11 protein-coding genes are annotated in these 14978 nt (G+C 63.2%); 3 read left to right on the top strand and 8 right to left on the bottom strand.

Features of this window, described 5'->3' with window-relative positions; translation table 11 throughout:
• Nucleotides 1-78 precede the first annotated feature (78 nt).
• Nucleotides 79-1509 (bottom strand): aldehyde dehydrogenase family protein, encoded by a 1431-nt coding sequence (locus IVA95_RS24485; RefSeq protein WP_213252175.1) that lies wholly within the window; start codon nt 1507-1509, stop codon nt 79-81.
• A 391-nt stretch (nt 1510-1900) separates the two neighbouring features.
• Nucleotides 1901-4267 (bottom strand): transketolase, encoded by a 2367-nt coding sequence (locus IVA95_RS24480; RefSeq protein WP_247512830.1) that lies wholly within the window; start codon nt 4265-4267, stop codon nt 1901-1903.
• A gap of 137 nt (nt 4268-4404) precedes the next feature.
• On the opposite strand from IVA95_RS24480, the gene IVA95_RS24475 reads away from it, so the two are divergent.
• Together IVA95_RS24475 and IVA95_RS24470 are read left to right on the top strand one after the other, a co-directional pair.
• Nucleotides 4405-4866: an Lrp/AsnC family transcriptional regulator gene (locus tag IVA95_RS24475; RefSeq protein ID WP_247512829.1), complete on the top strand. Its 462-nt coding sequence runs from the start codon at nt 4405-4407 to the stop codon at nt 4864-4866.
• Between the two features lie 831 nt (nt 4867-5697).
• Nucleotides 5698-6591: a LysR family transcriptional regulator gene (locus IVA95_RS24470; protein WP_247512828.1), complete on the top strand. Its 894-nt coding sequence runs from the start codon at nt 5698-5700 to the stop codon at nt 6589-6591.
• 19 nt (nt 6592-6610) lie between these two features.
• On the opposite strand, the gene IVA95_RS24465 is transcribed toward IVA95_RS24470, so the two are convergent.
• On the bottom strand, nt 6611-8047 hold the full coding sequence (locus tag IVA95_RS24465; RefSeq protein WP_247512827.1) for an FAD-binding protein: 1437 nt from the start codon (nt 8045-8047) through the stop codon (nt 6611-6613).
• A 409-nt stretch (nt 8048-8456) separates the two neighbouring features.
• Between IVA95_RS24465 and IVA95_RS24460 the strand changes: the two genes are divergently transcribed.
• Nucleotides 8457-9626, top strand: coding sequence for a DJ-1/PfpI family protein (locus tag IVA95_RS24460; RefSeq protein ID WP_247512826.1), 1170 nt, complete (start codon nt 8457-8459; stop codon nt 9624-9626).
• Nucleotides 9627-9920: 294 nt separating this feature from the next.
• On the opposite strand, the gene IVA95_RS24455 is transcribed toward IVA95_RS24460, so the two are convergent.
• The 5 genes from IVA95_RS24455 to IVA95_RS24435 all read right to left on the bottom strand — a co-directional run bounded on the left by IVA95_RS24455 (nt 9921) and on the right by IVA95_RS24435 (nt 14918).
• Nucleotides 9921-11003: a zinc-binding dehydrogenase gene (locus IVA95_RS24455; RefSeq protein ID WP_247512825.1), complete on the bottom strand. Its 1083-nt coding sequence runs from the start codon at nt 11001-11003 to the stop codon at nt 9921-9923.
• A gap of 105 nt (nt 11004-11108) precedes the next feature.
• Entirely contained in the window at nt 11109-12053 is a 945-nt protein-coding gene (locus IVA95_RS24450; protein WP_247512861.1) for a DMT family transporter, read from the bottom strand.
• A gap of 185 nt (nt 12054-12238) precedes the next feature.
• Nucleotides 12239-13081 carry an aldo/keto reductase gene (locus IVA95_RS24445; protein WP_247512824.1) on the bottom strand — a complete coding sequence of 281 codons (843 nt, stop codon included), beginning with the start codon at nt 13079-13081 and terminating at the stop codon, nt 12239-12241.
• Between the two features lie 195 nt (nt 13082-13276).
• Complete coding sequence (locus IVA95_RS24440; RefSeq protein WP_247512823.1) at nt 13277-14317, bottom strand: aliphatic amidase; 1041 nt, start codon at nt 14315-14317, stop codon at nt 13277-13279.
• A gap of 253 nt (nt 14318-14570) precedes the next feature.
• Nucleotides 14571-14918: a zinc ribbon domain-containing protein gene (locus IVA95_RS24435; protein WP_247512822.1), complete on the bottom strand. Its 348-nt coding sequence runs from the start codon at nt 14916-14918 to the stop codon at nt 14571-14573.
• Nucleotides 14919-14978 lie beyond the last annotated feature (60 nt).

The raw sequence follows: 14978 nt of genomic DNA, 5'->3' as shown, positions 1-14978 counted from the left end.
ACGCCGATTCTGGTCAAAAAATGCCGGCCGCGGTTCCGCAGCCGGCATCTTTTACGAACGGCGCGAGCGCCGCATCCATTACGCCGCGTTGTAGCCGGCGACAGCCTTCACCTCGAGATATTCCTCGAGGCCGTACTTGCCCCATTCGCGGCCGTTGCCGGATTGCTTGTAGCCGCCGAACGGCGCGGTGCGATCGTTCGGCACGCCCTGCAGGTTGACGTTGCCGGCGCGGATCTGGCGGGCCACGCGACGCGCGCTTTCGACCGTATCGCCCGTGACATAGCCGGCGAGACCATAGGGCGTATCGTTGGCGATCCTCACCGCATCGGCTTCATCCTTCGCGCCGATGATGGTCAGCACCGGTCCGAAGATTTCCTCCCGCGCAATCGTCATCTCGTTGGTGACGTCGGCGAAGATGGTCGGGCGAACGTAGAAGCCCTTGTTGACGCCTTCGGGGAGGCCGGGACCGCCGGCAACCAGCGTGGCGCCTTCGTCGATGCCCTTCTTGATCAACGCCTGGATTTTGTCCCACTGGCCGCGGTTGACCACGGGGCCGATGGTGGTGCCCTCGGCGCGGGGATCGCCGGCCTTGGTCTTGTCGGCGACACCCTTGGCGATGGCGGCGACCTCCTTCATCTTCGACAGCGGCACGATCATACGCGACGGCGCGTTGCACGACTGTCCGGAGTTGTTGAACATGTGCATCACGCCGCCGGTGACGGCCTTGGTGAGGTCGGCGCCTTCGAGGATAACGTTCGGCGACTTGCCACCCAATTCCTGGCTGACGCGCTTCACGGTGGGCGCAGCGCGCTTGGCGACATCGACGCCGGCGCGGGTCGAGCCGGTGAACGAGATCATGTCGATGTCGGGATGCTCGGCCATCGCGGCGCCGACTTCGGGGCCAAGGCCGTTGAGCAGGTTGAACACGCCCTTCGGCACGCCCGCTTCATGCAGGATTTCGGCGAAGATCAAGGCCGAGGTCGGGGTGAATTCCGAGGGCTTGAGGATCATGGTGCAGCCGGCGGCGAGCGCGGGCGCGACTTTGCAGGCGATCTGGTTGAGCGGCCAGTTCCATGGCGTGATCATGCCGACGACGCCGAGCGGCTCGCGCACGACCACGGCCGAGGGGAGCGTCTCTTCGAAATGATAGTTCTTCAACACTTCCAGCGTCGACATGATGTGGCCCAAGCCAGCACCGGCCTGCAGCTTTTCCGCCATCGGGAGCGGCGCGCCCATCTCGTCCGAGACAGCCGCGCCGATCTCCTTCATGCGGCCCTTGTAGATCGCGATGATCTTTTCCAGCAGCGCGACGCGCTCCTCGCGGCTGGTCTGCGAATAGGTGACGAAGGCGCGCTTGGCGGCGGCAACCGCCTTGTCCAGGTCGGCTTTGGAGCCGAGCGCAACTTCATACATCGCCTCTTCGGTCGCCGGATTAATGACCGGGGTGGACTTCTTGACGACAGGATCGACCCAGGCGCCATCGATGTAGAATTGCATGCGATTGACCATCGGAAACCTCTTTAATCTCGGAGCAATGGAGGAGGAACGGAAGCGTTCGGCAGGCATCCTTGCACGAAAGCCAGGGCAGTTGAACCCGCCATATGCGGGATGCCGCGATGCGGCAGGCGCTGGATATAAGGATGGGGCTGCGACGGTAGCAAGGTGCGCCTCGATGCGGTCTGCCGTGTGGAGAGACCCCCACCCCGGCCCTCCCCCGCAAGCGGGAGAGGGAGGGCTCGCTGCGAACAGCGAGTGAAAATTCAATGCAGCGTCTAAACGCAATTCCAATGTCTCACGCTGTTACGCGCTCGATGCCAAGTCCGAGATGCGCCCCCTCTCCCGCTTGCGGGGGAGGGTCGGGGTGGGGGTTGCGCCGCATCGGAAGTCTCGCATCAGTCTCTCACACCGCCATCTTTCTATGCCGCACGGGCGCCCCGACCGTCAGGCTTTCCGCCGCATCGATGATGGCGTTGGCGTCGATGCCGTAGTGGCGGTAGAGGTCGCCGATCGTACCAGTCTGGCCGAACTGCTCGACGCCGAGCGCTTCAGTGCGGTGGCCGCGGACGCTGCCGAGCCAGCCGAGCGCAGCCGGATGGCCGTCGATGACGGTGACGAGGCCGCAATCCCGCGACAGCGGCGCCAGCAACTTTTCGATATGGCTGAGGTGCTGCACGCCCCGGCGGTCGCGCCGCAAGTTCCGCGCGGCGGACCATCCCGCATGCAGCCGGTCCGCGGAGGTTACCGCCAGTAAACCGACATCGCGGTGGCTTTCGCCGATGAAGCCAACCGCCTCGATCGCCTCCGGCGCGACCGCACCGGTATAGACGATCACGAGATCGCAGTTTGGCCCCGGCTGGCGCATCCAATAGGCGCCCTCGGTAATATCGCTCTGCAGGGCCGGCGTCATGATGCGCTGCGGCTGGTCGACCGGGCGGGTCGACAGCCGCAGATAGACCGAACCGCCCTCGCCGTCTTCACGCTGCATGTGGCGGAAGCCCCACCCCATGATCACGGCAAGTTCATCGACGAACGCCGGTTCGAACGAGGCCAGCCCGTCCTGCGCCATGCCAATCAAAGGTGTCGCGATCGACTGATGCGCGCCGCCTTCCGGCGCCAGCGTAATGCCGGATGGCGTCGCCACCACCAGGAAGCGCGCGTCCTGATAACAGGCATAGTTCAGCGCATCGAGGCCGCGCTCGATGAAAGGATCGTACAGCGTGCCGACCGGCAGCAGCCGCTCGCCGTTGATCTGATGCGACAGCCCGAGCGCCGAGAGCATGATGAACAGATTCATCTCGGCGATACCGAGTTCGATGTGCTGTCCCTTCGGCGAGAATTCCCAGGTATAGGCAGACGGGATCTTCTCCTGCCGGAACAGGTCGTGGTTTTCCGCTTTGGCGAACAGCCCGCGGCGGTTGACCCAAGCACCGAGATTGGTCGAGACGGTGACGTCAGGCGATGCGGTAACGATCCGCGCGGCCAGTTCGCTATCGCCCCGCGCGAGTTCATGGAGCACCAGCCCAAACCCCTGCTGCGTCGACATCTGCGCCGCCGGCTTGAAGGTAAGCCGCTCGGGCACTTCGATCACCGGCGCGGTCAGCCGGCGGCGGCCTTCCTGGTTAAAGGGCGCGGCTGCCAAAAATGCTTCGAGTTCGGCCGGCGTCTGTGACAGCCCTTCGAACTTGTCCCATTCATGGCCGGGTCGGATGTTCTGCGCGGCGCGCCACTTCTCCATCTGCGCGACCGTCATCAGCCCCGCGTGGTTGTCCTTGTGGCCCTGCATCGGCAGGCCGACGCCTTTGATGGTGTAGGCGATAAAGCAGACGGGCCGATCGTGATCAATCGATTCAAATGCCTCGATCATGCTGGCCATGTCGTGTCCGCCGAGATTGGACATCAGCGCCAGCAACTCGTCGTCGCTCCGGCGGTCGATCAGTTGCGACACCTGCCCCTGATCGCCGATGTCGTCCTGCAGATGTCTTCGGAACGCCGCGCCGCCCTGGAAGCACAGCGCTGCATACATCTGGTTCGGGCAGTTGTCGATCCAGCGCCGCAAGGCTTCCCCGCCGGGCTCGGCGAACGCCGCCTGCATCAGGCGGCCGTATTTCACGATCACGACCTCCCAGCCGAAATTGCGAAACATCGTCTCGAACTTCGCCCACAGCCCTTCGCGGACGACCGCATCGAGGCTCTGGCGGTTGTAATCGACCACCCACCAGGTGTTGCGCAGCGCATGCTTCCAGCCCTCGAGCAGCGCCTCAAAAATGTTGCCTTCGTCCATCTCGGCGTCGCCGACGAGCGCAATCATGCGACCTTCGGGGCGATCCTTCATCCAGCCATGCGCGGTGACGTAATCCTGCACCAGCGACGAGAACAGCGTTTGCGCGACGCCGAGGCCGACCGAGCCGGTCGAGAAATCGACGTCGTCGGCGTCCTTGGTGCGCGACGGATAGGATTGCGCGCCCTTGTAGCCGCGAAAATTTTCCAGCTTCTCGCGGGACTGCTGGCCGAACAGATACTGGATGGCGTGAAACACCGGGCTTGCATGCGGCTTCACCGCGACGCGGTCCTGCGGACGCAGCACCGAGAAGTACAGGGCCGACATGATGTTGGCGAGCGAGGCGGATGATGCCTGATGGCCGCCGACCTTTAAGCCATCGACGTTGGGCCTGACGTGATTGGCGTGATGGATGGTCCATGACGACAACCACAAAACCTTGCGCGCCAGCGCGGTTAGCATTTCCAGGCGTGCGGGCTCGATCGGCATGGTCATGCTCCGGAGGCGTTCAGTATGCGCCGATTTTAGCGGGCGGTGGGCTACCAAAATTCTCAATTTCCTGCGACATACCGCCCGATATTGGGATAGTTTCCCACGATTAGCCTCCAAACCCCGAGTTCGTCCCAATGATCGCTCTCGACGCCATCGACCGCAAAATCCTCAGCTTGTTGCAATCTGATAGCCGCATGACCATGCAGGAGCTCGCCGACAAGGTCGGCCTGTCTGTGTCGCCCTGCCATCGCCGCGTCAAGCTTCTGGAAGAACGCGGCGTCATCACCCGCTATATCGCGACCGTCGACCAGAAATCGCTCGGGCTCCATGTCAGCGTCTTCATCTCTATCAAGTTGGCACGGCAGAAGGAGGAAGACCTCAACCGCTTTGCCAAAGCGATCTCGAAATGGGACGAGGTGCTGGAGTGCTATCTGATGACCGGTAATCGCGATTACCTGTTGCGCGTGGTCGCCGCCGACCTCTCCTCCTATGAAGCGTTCCTGAAGAACAAGCTGACGCGGCTCGACGGCATCGCGTCCATCGAGTCGAGCTTTGCACTGAGCCAGGTGAAGTACTCGATCGCGCTGCCGGTGTGATTGCGCGGCTCTCTCCCCGTCATTGCGAGGAGCGTCAGCGACGAAGCAATCCAGAGTGTTGGCGTGGACGGATGGATTGCTTCGCTTCGCTCGCAATGACGTGGAGATAGCGCCGCACACACCACCGTCATCCCCGCGTAGGCGGGGATCCAGTACGCTGCGGCCTATCGGTTCAATCACTGCTGTCTCTGGAATACTGGATCCGCTTCGCTCTTCGAGCTACGGCGGACAAGTCGCCCGCCTACGCAGACATGCCTTCGCGGTCTCGCGGCATTATCGGCCCGAGCTTTGCTATGGATTTCCCGCCCTCTTTGTCAGAGGGCGCAGGGAAGACCGGGTGCGCGCCGCACCCGCGGTCTCGTGTGCAATTTGCGCACTAAGAACGCGCACACGAGCATACAGGTACAGCGGGAGCATCCCGGCCTTCCCTGCGCAATGGCTTTACGGCTTACTTCGAGCTCTTCCCGGAGAACGGCTTTCTTGCCTCCGTCGCCACGCGGAAAATTTCCACGTAACTTAACGCCAGCACCGCGGCGCCAGAACCACACGACTTCGCCGTACGCCTCCGGCGCGTACGTCTAGCGCGCCATCAGCGTCCATCGCATCTCACCGCACGTTCGTGACGATCGCGAGCCGCCCCTCAGTCGGGTGAGACGGGCAGAATATGCGGCTGATTTGCCTCCCGCGTTAAGCGAAATATTTTTGATTCCCGGGCTTGACACGATTTCGGAAAATCAGAAGTGATTTGCCTGTCGCGCCTGCCGACCTTGCAATCGCCGGATGTTCGATGCAGCATCCGAAAGGGCGGTATATCAGACGCGGTATATCGAATTGGAACGGTTGGACGATCTCGAAGCCTTCCTCGCCGTCATCGAGAAGGGCAGCCAGGCGGCGGCCTCACGTCATCTTCGGCGCCCGTTGCAATCCCTCAACCGGTCGCTGATGGCGCTGGAACGCGCGCTCGGCGTCGAACTCGTGAAACGCACCACGCGGCGTTCGGAGCCAACTGAGGCCGGGCGGGTGTTCTACGAACGCATCAAGCCAGCGGTTGTAGAAATCATCGAGGCGCGGGCCGAGGCAGCCAATCTGCGCGGCGAAATTCTCGGTCCGTTGAAAGTCGGTGCGCCGGTCCTGTTTGCATCGTCCTACGTGGCGCCGATCGTCAGCCGTTTTCTAAAACTCTATCCCAACGTGGATGTCGAGCTTCGCGCCTCCGACGAGCAGGTCGACCTCATCGCGGAGGGCCTCGATATTGCCGTGCGGATCGGCGACTCCGCCGATGAATCCCTGATCGCGCGCCGATTGCATACGCTGCGCGTGGTCGTCGTTGGCGCGCCGTCTTATTTCGCCGAACATGGACGACCGCAGCATCCAGGCGATGTCGGGCAGCACGCCTGCATCTTGCGGGCCGGCGCCGAGGTGACCGACAAATGGCCGTTTCGCATCGACGGCCGGCTGCAGTCGATCAGGGTGCACGGGCGCTTTCGTTCGAACAGCGCCGCTTCGATCCGCGCTGCCGCGCGCGAAGGTGCCGGCCTTGCCCGGCTGCCGCTCTGGCAGATCAACGATCTTGTCGCACAGGGCGAACTCGCGATCGTTTTGCCGGAATTCGAAGCCGAGGGAATGCAGATCCAACTGGTCTGGCCGCCGACACGGGCGCCGCTGGAACGCGTCCGGCGATTCTCGGATTTTCTGGCGAGCAGCCTGAAGGCCGATCTGCTCTAGCTTCTAAAATATCCGCGCATCAGGGTATGTTGTAGCCGGGCGCAAGCAGATGTCCGGGATCATGGCGCCGCTTGGCTTCGCGAAGCTGCGGCCAGCTTGATCCGAAGTGAACCTTCCAGTCGTCGGGCGACATGGCAAAGGCACTGACCGGATATTGAACGCCGCCGGCTTCTCGAATGCGATCGTAGAGCCTGCGATTGTCGGCGACCATCCGCTCCGCCGCCGCTGCATCGTTCGATGCAGGGATGCGAATGAGATTGAAGACGAAGACCATGTCTTCCTTCGGCAGGCGAACCAGCGGCGTATGAAATGCGCTCGTGAGCAGCGGGTAAAGAGTTATCCGCCCGAACGGGCCAACAGCATCGCCCTTCAGACCAGCCAGAATATCGCCGGCGACCCGTTCGGCGTTGCTGCCGCGCAGGAACGTCAAAAGCCAAGGTTGCGGATTGAACCACTGGCCTTTCGCCCGGAGCAGATTTTCGAACTTTCCAAACGCCAGGGCGTCCTCGCGATAGGTCAGGTCGGCGATAACGGCGCCGCGCTCATCCGACAATCCTGAAAGTACAGCCTTGTCATCAGGAGCCGAGCCGCTGTCATAAGATATCGCGCCGTCGAGTTGGTACCGCCACCCGCCGCTTCCATCGGGAAGAATGGCCCCCTGCAACTGGTCGAAGCGCCCCTCCGTCAGCACGCGCCGCTGGTCCGCCGTCAGCGATGGCAAATCACGGTAGAAGAGCTGAAAGCGCCTGATACGCTCGGGAGCGCGCACCAGGCGCAGCGTTGCCCGGGTAACGATGCCGCATTGGCCGAGTCCGGCGCGGACGCTGTCGAAGAGATCCGGATCCGCAGTTGCCGAGCAGCTCAACTCGTTTCCGTCACCCGTCACCACGTCCAACGCGATAACGTTGTCGGTTTGCATGCCATGCCGGGACGACGTCGCTCCGATGCCGCCCACCGCGATCGTTCCGCCGACCGAGAGGCTAAGATAATTGGTCAGCACCGGCGGCGTAAGTCCCTGCGCCAAGGTCGCGTCGAGCAGATCGCGCCACACTGCCCCGGCGTCGACCACGACGTGATCGTGCTTGATATCGCGGATCGCGTTCATCGCGCTCGTGTCGACCACGATGCCGTCCTCGACCAGGGAGCGGCCATAGATCGAATGGCCCTGCCCGCGCGCCGCTATCTTGACATCAGCGCCTCTGGCCCAGGGCATCAGGCCCGCAATGTCGGCACTCGATGCGGGCCTGAGCACGCCGCGCGGTTGCTTGTGAATGAGGCGGCCAAAATCATGGGCTGCGGCGGCGCGAACTTCCGGCTCAAGGCGGACATTGGCAGGAGGAGGCGGACCGTCTGACGACACCGCCTGCGCCGATGCCGTCAACCCGCTGGTGCGCGAAGCGAGCGCGGCGGTGACGCCGAGGCCCGCGCCCAGGAACATACGTCTGTCCGATGGCATGAAGCCCTCCTTGTCCAGAGGCGGTGATGCTCGCCCGCAAAGCTGCGGCCTCATCCGGCATGAGACAATAACTGCCACGCCGGATGGACATTCCCGCAAACCGGGAGGATCCCGGCGGCGGTAGCCCTTCATGCTGCGTCAGCCTGAAGGCTGACAATCCATGGAACCGCCGCCGCGATCTGCAGAGCCGGGGTCCACGCGGTGGCATAGGTCCCCGGCTCTGCGTCGCAGCGTTTCCGGACGATGCTTTGCAACGCCTAGGCTGCGCCGCGTCCGGGACACGAGATCGAAGCGGACTGCGTCGTCGAGGTCACCTCTGTCGTTTCGCACTCCTCCACGCATGGCGGTTTTCGCCGGATTTATGTCATTTCAGGTGGATCACGGCGGCAGTAGACTGTGGTTGGTCGATATGAGTGAGACACGTGCCGGCAAACCGATGAATTCGCGACGTGTATTGTGGAGCGCGCTCGGCGCAGTCGCGCTTGTCGCCGTGATTGGCGGAGCCTGGATTTTCTCGCTGCCGCCGGCGCCTTCGACTGCGGCCCCGCCAGCGATCGCGCAAGACGAGCGCGATGCGATGGTCGCGGGGCTGAAGCCGCCGAAGCGGCAGCGGCCGCTGATCGCGATCATCGGGATCAACGATGCCACCGAGACCACCGACTATCTTATCCCTTATGGCATCCTCAAGCGCGCCGATGTCGCCGATGTCGTCGCGCTGGCGACGAAACCGGGTCCGGTGACGCTCTATCCGACGCTCAAGATCGAACCGCAGGCAACCGCCGCGGAATTCGATGCGCAGCATTCTGACGGCGCTGACTATGTCATCGTCCCCGCCATGAGCCGCGACGACGATCCCGAGGCGCTGCGATGGATCCAGAGCCAATCGGCCAAGGGCGCAATCGTGATCGGGATCTGCGCCGGTGCCAAGGTGGTCAGCGATGCCGGGCTATTGCACGACAAGCAGGCCACCACGCACTGGTATTTCGTCAACGAATTGCGCGGCAAGCATCCGACCATGCGCTATGTCAGGGATCGGCGGCTGGTGGTGGACAAGGGCGTGGCGACGACCACCGGGATCACGGCGTCGATGCCGATGTCGCTCACCCTGGTCGAGGCGGTTGCCGGCCGCGACAAGGCGCGCGCCGTCGGCCGCGAGATCGGCCTTCCCGACTGGGATGCGCGCCATCAGAGCGATGCGTTCACGCGCCCGTTTGCGCTGACGGCCGTCCGCAACACGGCCGCGTTCTGGGCCCACGAGCAGCTCGGCATCGAGCTCAAACCTGGCGTCGACGAGGTGTCGCTGGCGCTCGTCACCGACGCATGGTCGCGGACCTATCGGTCGCACGCGCTAACGTTTGCCAGTGCTACCGGCGCGCAGCAGAGTCGCGGCGGCTTGCGGATACTTCCCGACCAGATCGCGGCGAACTGGCCCGCGGCGCGATTGCTGCCGACGAGCGAGAATCCGAAACCGGCGGAGGCGCTGGACCACGCGCTCGCGGGCATTGCTGCACGTTACGGAACAGATACCGCCGACTTCGTCGCGATGCAGCTTGAATATCCGAAACGTCAAATGCCGTAAGGTGGGCAACGCGACTTATCCGCCATAGCTCGAAGAGCGAAGGCGGAAGCGTGCCCACCATAGATCGAGAACATGGATAGATGGTGGGGACGGCGCTACGCGCCTTTGCCCACCCTACGGCTACGGCACGCTGTCATACCTCATCCTGAGGAGGCGCGTCAGCGCCGTCTCGAAGGATGAATGGCACCAGCGGGGCCGCATGGTTCTCCCGGCGATGCGAAGCATCGTCCGGAGACGGCGCTAAAGCGCCTCCTCACCATGAGGGTATAAGAGCGACCACGCCGCCAAAGCAAATCACCGCCAGGGCTCGACGATGATCTTGGTGTGCACTTCCGGGTTGGCAAGATCGGCGAAGGCCTTGGCAACACCGTCGATGCCGACGGCGGCCGTGACCATCGACGCCGCATCCACCTGCCCTTCCGCGATCAGGCGGAGCGAGTAGGCGAATTCCTCGGGCGTGTAGCCGAGCACGTACTGAACGTTGAGCTCCTTCATGATGCCGAGCATCGGCTCGGAGCGGTCGGTCTCCATGCAGACGCCGACCACCACAATACGGGCATCGCGCGGCGCGCCTTCGAACACCTGCTGGATCAGGCCGGGCACGCCGACGCATTCGAAGATCAGCGCGGGTTTCAGCGCCGGCAACAGCGCCTGCAGCGGCGGGCGCGCGGCCTTTTCCTCCGGCGACATCTGGGCGTGCTCGGCCCAGGTCGCGTAGGGCTGCGAGCGTGCGGGATCGACGACGATGTCGGCGCCGAGCTTTTCGGCAAGCGCGCGTCGTGCCGGCGAGTAATCGGCGGCTACGATCGGGTGCAATCCCCTGATCTTCAGCGCTGCGATGACGGCGAGCCCGACCGGGCCGCAGCCGATCACCAAGGGCACCTCGCCTCCCCTGATGTTGGCTTTTGCCACGGCATGAACGCCGACCGCGAGCGGCTCGGTGAGCGCGGCGTGCTCGGCGGCGAGGCCGTTCGGAACTTCGAGCAGCAGGGCTTCGCTGAGCAGCAGGCGCTCGGCGTAAGCGCCGACATTGTCGTTGGAATAGCCGATGCCCTTCGGGCCTTCCGGGCTCAGCAGCGCCGGCAGCGAGCAAACCTTGGTCCCCGCCTTGAACTTGCCCGTGGTGCCAGGACCATAGTCCAGCACCTCGCAGCAGAATTCATGGCCGAACACGACGTCGCGCGAAAGGTCCATCGGCTTGCGGCCGGGGAAATGTTTCGCCAGCTCCACCATGCGGTGCGCGTGCTTGCGCGCGTGCAGGTCGGAGCCGCAGATGCCGCAGGCCAGCGACTTCACCAGCACCTGCCCGGCACCGGGCTTCGGCTCCGGCATCTCGTCGACGACAATTTCCCCATTGCGGAAAATGGCTGCGCGCACGAAGGATCCTCCCGGTGATTTTTGCTCACCTTAGAGCATTATCGGCTCTGATTGAAATCAGAACCGATGCGCCCGGAATTGGTGCCTTCTTGTCGGTGACCCAGATCAGGCGTTCGGGGACGACTCGCCCGAGACGGTCAGAAGCTGCGAGCGGCGGACCCGCTCGCGATGGGCGGTGTAGAGGCCTGAGGCGACGATGAAGGCGGCGCCGGTGATGGTGTAGGCATCCGGGACTTCGCCGAAGATGAAGAAGCCGAGCAGGCTGACCCACAGCAATTGCGTGTAGGAGAACGGCGCCAACACGGAGGCGTCGGCGTAGCGGAACGCCAGCACCACGATCCACTGCCCCGCCGTCGATGCGACGCCGATCAAAATGCCGAAGGCAATGTCGTGCCAGGTCGGCGTCACCCAGACGAACGGCACCAGCGCCGAAAGAATGAGGAGCCCAGCGATCGACGAATAGGTCATGGTGGTGATGGCGCGCTCGGTGCCGCTCATCATCCGCGTCATGATCAGCGTGCAAGCCCAGGCCAGCGCCGAGACCAACGGAAAGAACGCCGCGGGGTGAAACGGGCCGGTGCCGGGACGCAGGATGATCAGCACGCCGACCAAGCCGACGCCGGTCGCGATCCAGCGGCGCAAGCCGACCTTCTCGCCGAGAAAGATGATCGATAACGCGGTGACGAACAGCGGCGCGACGAAGCCGGTGGCGGAGGCCTCCGCAATGGGAAGAAACCGCAGGCCGGAGATGAAGAACAGCGACGAGCCCAACAGCGCCGCGCCGCGCAGCAGATGCAGGCCGCGGCGTTTGGTCTGCAGCGCGTAGAGCGGGGAACCCGGCAGCATCGCCGGGGTCATGATCATCGCGAACACCAGGAAGCGGATCCAGGCGATCTCAATCGAAGGCAGCGTCGCCGACAGATATTTCGCCGTCACGTCGGAAGTACCGAGAAAAATCGTCGAGGCGAGCACCAGCGCGATGCCCTTGAACGGCCGATCGGCGCGCGCGGGCGCCTTGCGGACGGTGGAGTTCTTTTCGGGCAAAGGCAGATGGGCGCTGTCCAGCCTCGCGGCTGCGGCGGGGGGCGGTGTCACGGCAATCTCGAAGGCAGCAATTTTCGAATCGGGCGAGGTTGTAAAAAACACCAATTCGCCCGGCGCGACTAGGTCCGAAAACAGGATGCGGATATGCGCAGACGGCGCGATGGCAATACTTTGTTAAGGACGGTGTTCCGTCAGAGCATCGGCAGACCGCGCGGTTTGGGCCCGCGTGGAAAAGCCTTGTCGAGCGCGGCGATTTCGGCGGCGCTCAGCTTCAGATCGCCGGCAGCGGCATTCTCGGCGGCGTGTTCCGCGCTGGAGGCTTTCGGAATCGCGAGCACTGAAGCCGTGCGCGTCAGAAACGCCAGCGCGACCTGGCGCGGGGTTGCCTTGTGCGCGTCCGCAATCGCCTGCAGCAACTCGCCGCCCTTGCTGCGCGGCGACGGAAAGGCATCGTGGCCGAACGGCGAATAGGCGACGACGGCAACGCCATGCCTCTCGCACCACGGAATCACGGCGTGCTCAATCGCGCGCTCCTGCAGATGATAGAGCACCTGATTGCAGGCGATCTTGCCCTCGCCTGCGACATCGAGCAGTTCGTCGAGATCATCTGAATCAAAATTGCTGACGCCCCAGGACCGGATCTTTCCGCTTCTCACCAGTTCTTCGAACGCCGCCACCGTCTCCTCGAACGGATAGGAGCCGCGCCAGTGCAGGAGATAGCAGTCGAGATAATTCGTCTTCAGCCGCTTCAGCGAGCGCTCGCAGGCGGTGATGGTGCCGCGGCGCGAGGCGTTGCTCGGCAACACTTTTGAGACCAGGAAGAGTTTTTCGCGCGGCAGCCCCGCGATCGCGTCAGCGATCACGAGCTCGGCATCGCCATACATTTCGGCGGTATCGATATGGGTCATGCCGGCTTCGATGCCGCGGCGGAGTGCTGCGATCGCCGCCTTCCGGTCGCCGCGGTCGAGATACCAGGTGCCCTGCCCGATCACGGAGACTGCCGGGTTATTGGTGCCGAATTTTCTGGTTTGCAAGGTTGCCTCGTCTGAACAATTCGCGTGAGGCGATTCTAGACGACCATGCCGTGAAAGTCTCTCGGAACCCTCACGCCGTCATCACCCGCCGAAAGCGGGTGATCCAGTATTCCAGAGACGGCTATGTTCAATATGGGCCGCGGCGTACTGGATCGCCCGGTCAAGCCGGGCGATGACAGCGGGGGCGATGCAGGTTCAATAATTACTCGCCGTCGCCTCGTTCGGGATCCCTTCGATCGGGCATTCATCGGTGCCGACCGTTGGTCGCGTCATCGCCTCGACCATCTCACGTGTACCTTCGGGATCGGCGATCCACTTGGCGTAGAAATCGTAGGGACACGCCGCGACGCCGCGCGCGCCTTCGCCGGAATTGATCATGCCGGTATAGCCGCGGTGCAGCAGCTTGAAGAGATGGTTCTGCGACTGGCCGTTGCGGCGGGCGTCGCGGATCAGGCTCTTCGACAATGCCGCGTATTGGATGCCGTATTCCTCCTCGCCGGTCTCGCCGAGCGTGCGGCCGTCGAAGCCGATGATCGCGGAGTGGCCGAAATAGGAGTAGACGCCGTCGAAGCCGGCGGCATTGGCAACCGCGACATAGACATTGTTGGCCCAGGCCATCGCCTTGGAAATCAGGATCTGCTGTTCTTTGGCCGGATACATGTAGCCTTGGCAACGCACGATCAGCTCGGCGCCCTTCATCGCGCAGTCGCGCCAGATCTCCGGAAAGTTGCCGTCATCGCAGATGATCAGGCTGACCTTGAGGCCTTTCGGGCCATCGGAGACATAGGTGCAATTGCCGGGATACCAGCCTTCGATCGGCACCCACGGCATGATCTTGCGGTATTTCTGGACGATTTCGCCCTTGTCGTTCATCAGAATCAGGGTGTTGTACGGCGCCTTGTGCGGGTGCTCCTCGTGGCGCTCGCCAGTGAGCGAGAACACGCCCCAGACTTTTGCCTTGCGGCAGGCGGCAGCGAAAATTTCCGTCTCATCGCCAGGGACCTGCGAGGCGGTCTCGTACATCTCGTTGGAGTCGTACATGATGCCGTGGGTGGAATATTCCGGGAAGATCACGAGATCCATGCCCGGCAGGCCGAGCTTCATGCCCACGATCATGTCGGCGATCTTGCGCGCGTTATCGAGCACCTCGGCCTTGGTGTGCAGCCGCGGCATCTTGTAATTGACGACGGCGACGCCGACCGTGTCTTTGCTGGAGGAAATGTCACCGTGGAGCATTGGATCGCCTCTTGTTCTGGTTTGGGTTTTCAGGGATCGCTAGAGCATGATGATTTTGGTTGGATGAGTTTAGCCGCAGACGCGCTTTACCTCTCCCGCTTACGGGGGGAGGTCGGCGCGAAGCGCCGGGTGGGGGCTCTCTCCACTCGGGCAGTGTCGCCCGCGGAGACACCCCCACCCCAACCCTCCCCCGCAAGCGGGAGAGGGAGCGCACCTTCTTCGTGGTCGCAATCAAATCTAATTTCATCATGCTTTAGTGGCTGATCATCCAGGGTCGCGCGGTCGGAAAGCCTTTGGCGCCGCCTCTGGTCTTGCTCATGAGCCGCGCCGGCTTCTTCTTGCCGGTTGAACAGCAGCCGCAGCCGGGACCGTGCGAAGCCTTGTATTCCGCTGATGTCTTCGGCGCATTCGCGCTGCGCTCGTTGGTGGCAATCGCTTTCCGCTTGTCTGAAGGCATGCAGAAGAACACCGGCGCGGTCAGGATCACGCGCGGCGATTCGTTTTCGCAATTCGGACAGTCCTGCGGGTCGTCGCATTCGGCCATCGGCCGCATGTCGGTGAACGGGCCGCAATCGTTGCAGAGATATTCGTAGACGGGCATTTGGTTTGCTCGCGCGATTAGTAGAAGAGAATTTCGCGGTAGAGGATGCGGGACGGCGTG

It is taken from the genome of Bradyrhizobium sp. 157 (assembly GCF_023073815.1).
In the GTDB taxonomy this organism is placed as follows: Bacteria; Pseudomonadota; Alphaproteobacteria; order Rhizobiales; family Xanthobacteraceae; genus Bradyrhizobium.
The sequence above is the reverse complement of the archived record's forward strand: the minus strand, read 5'-3'. Positions and strand labels throughout refer to the sequence as shown.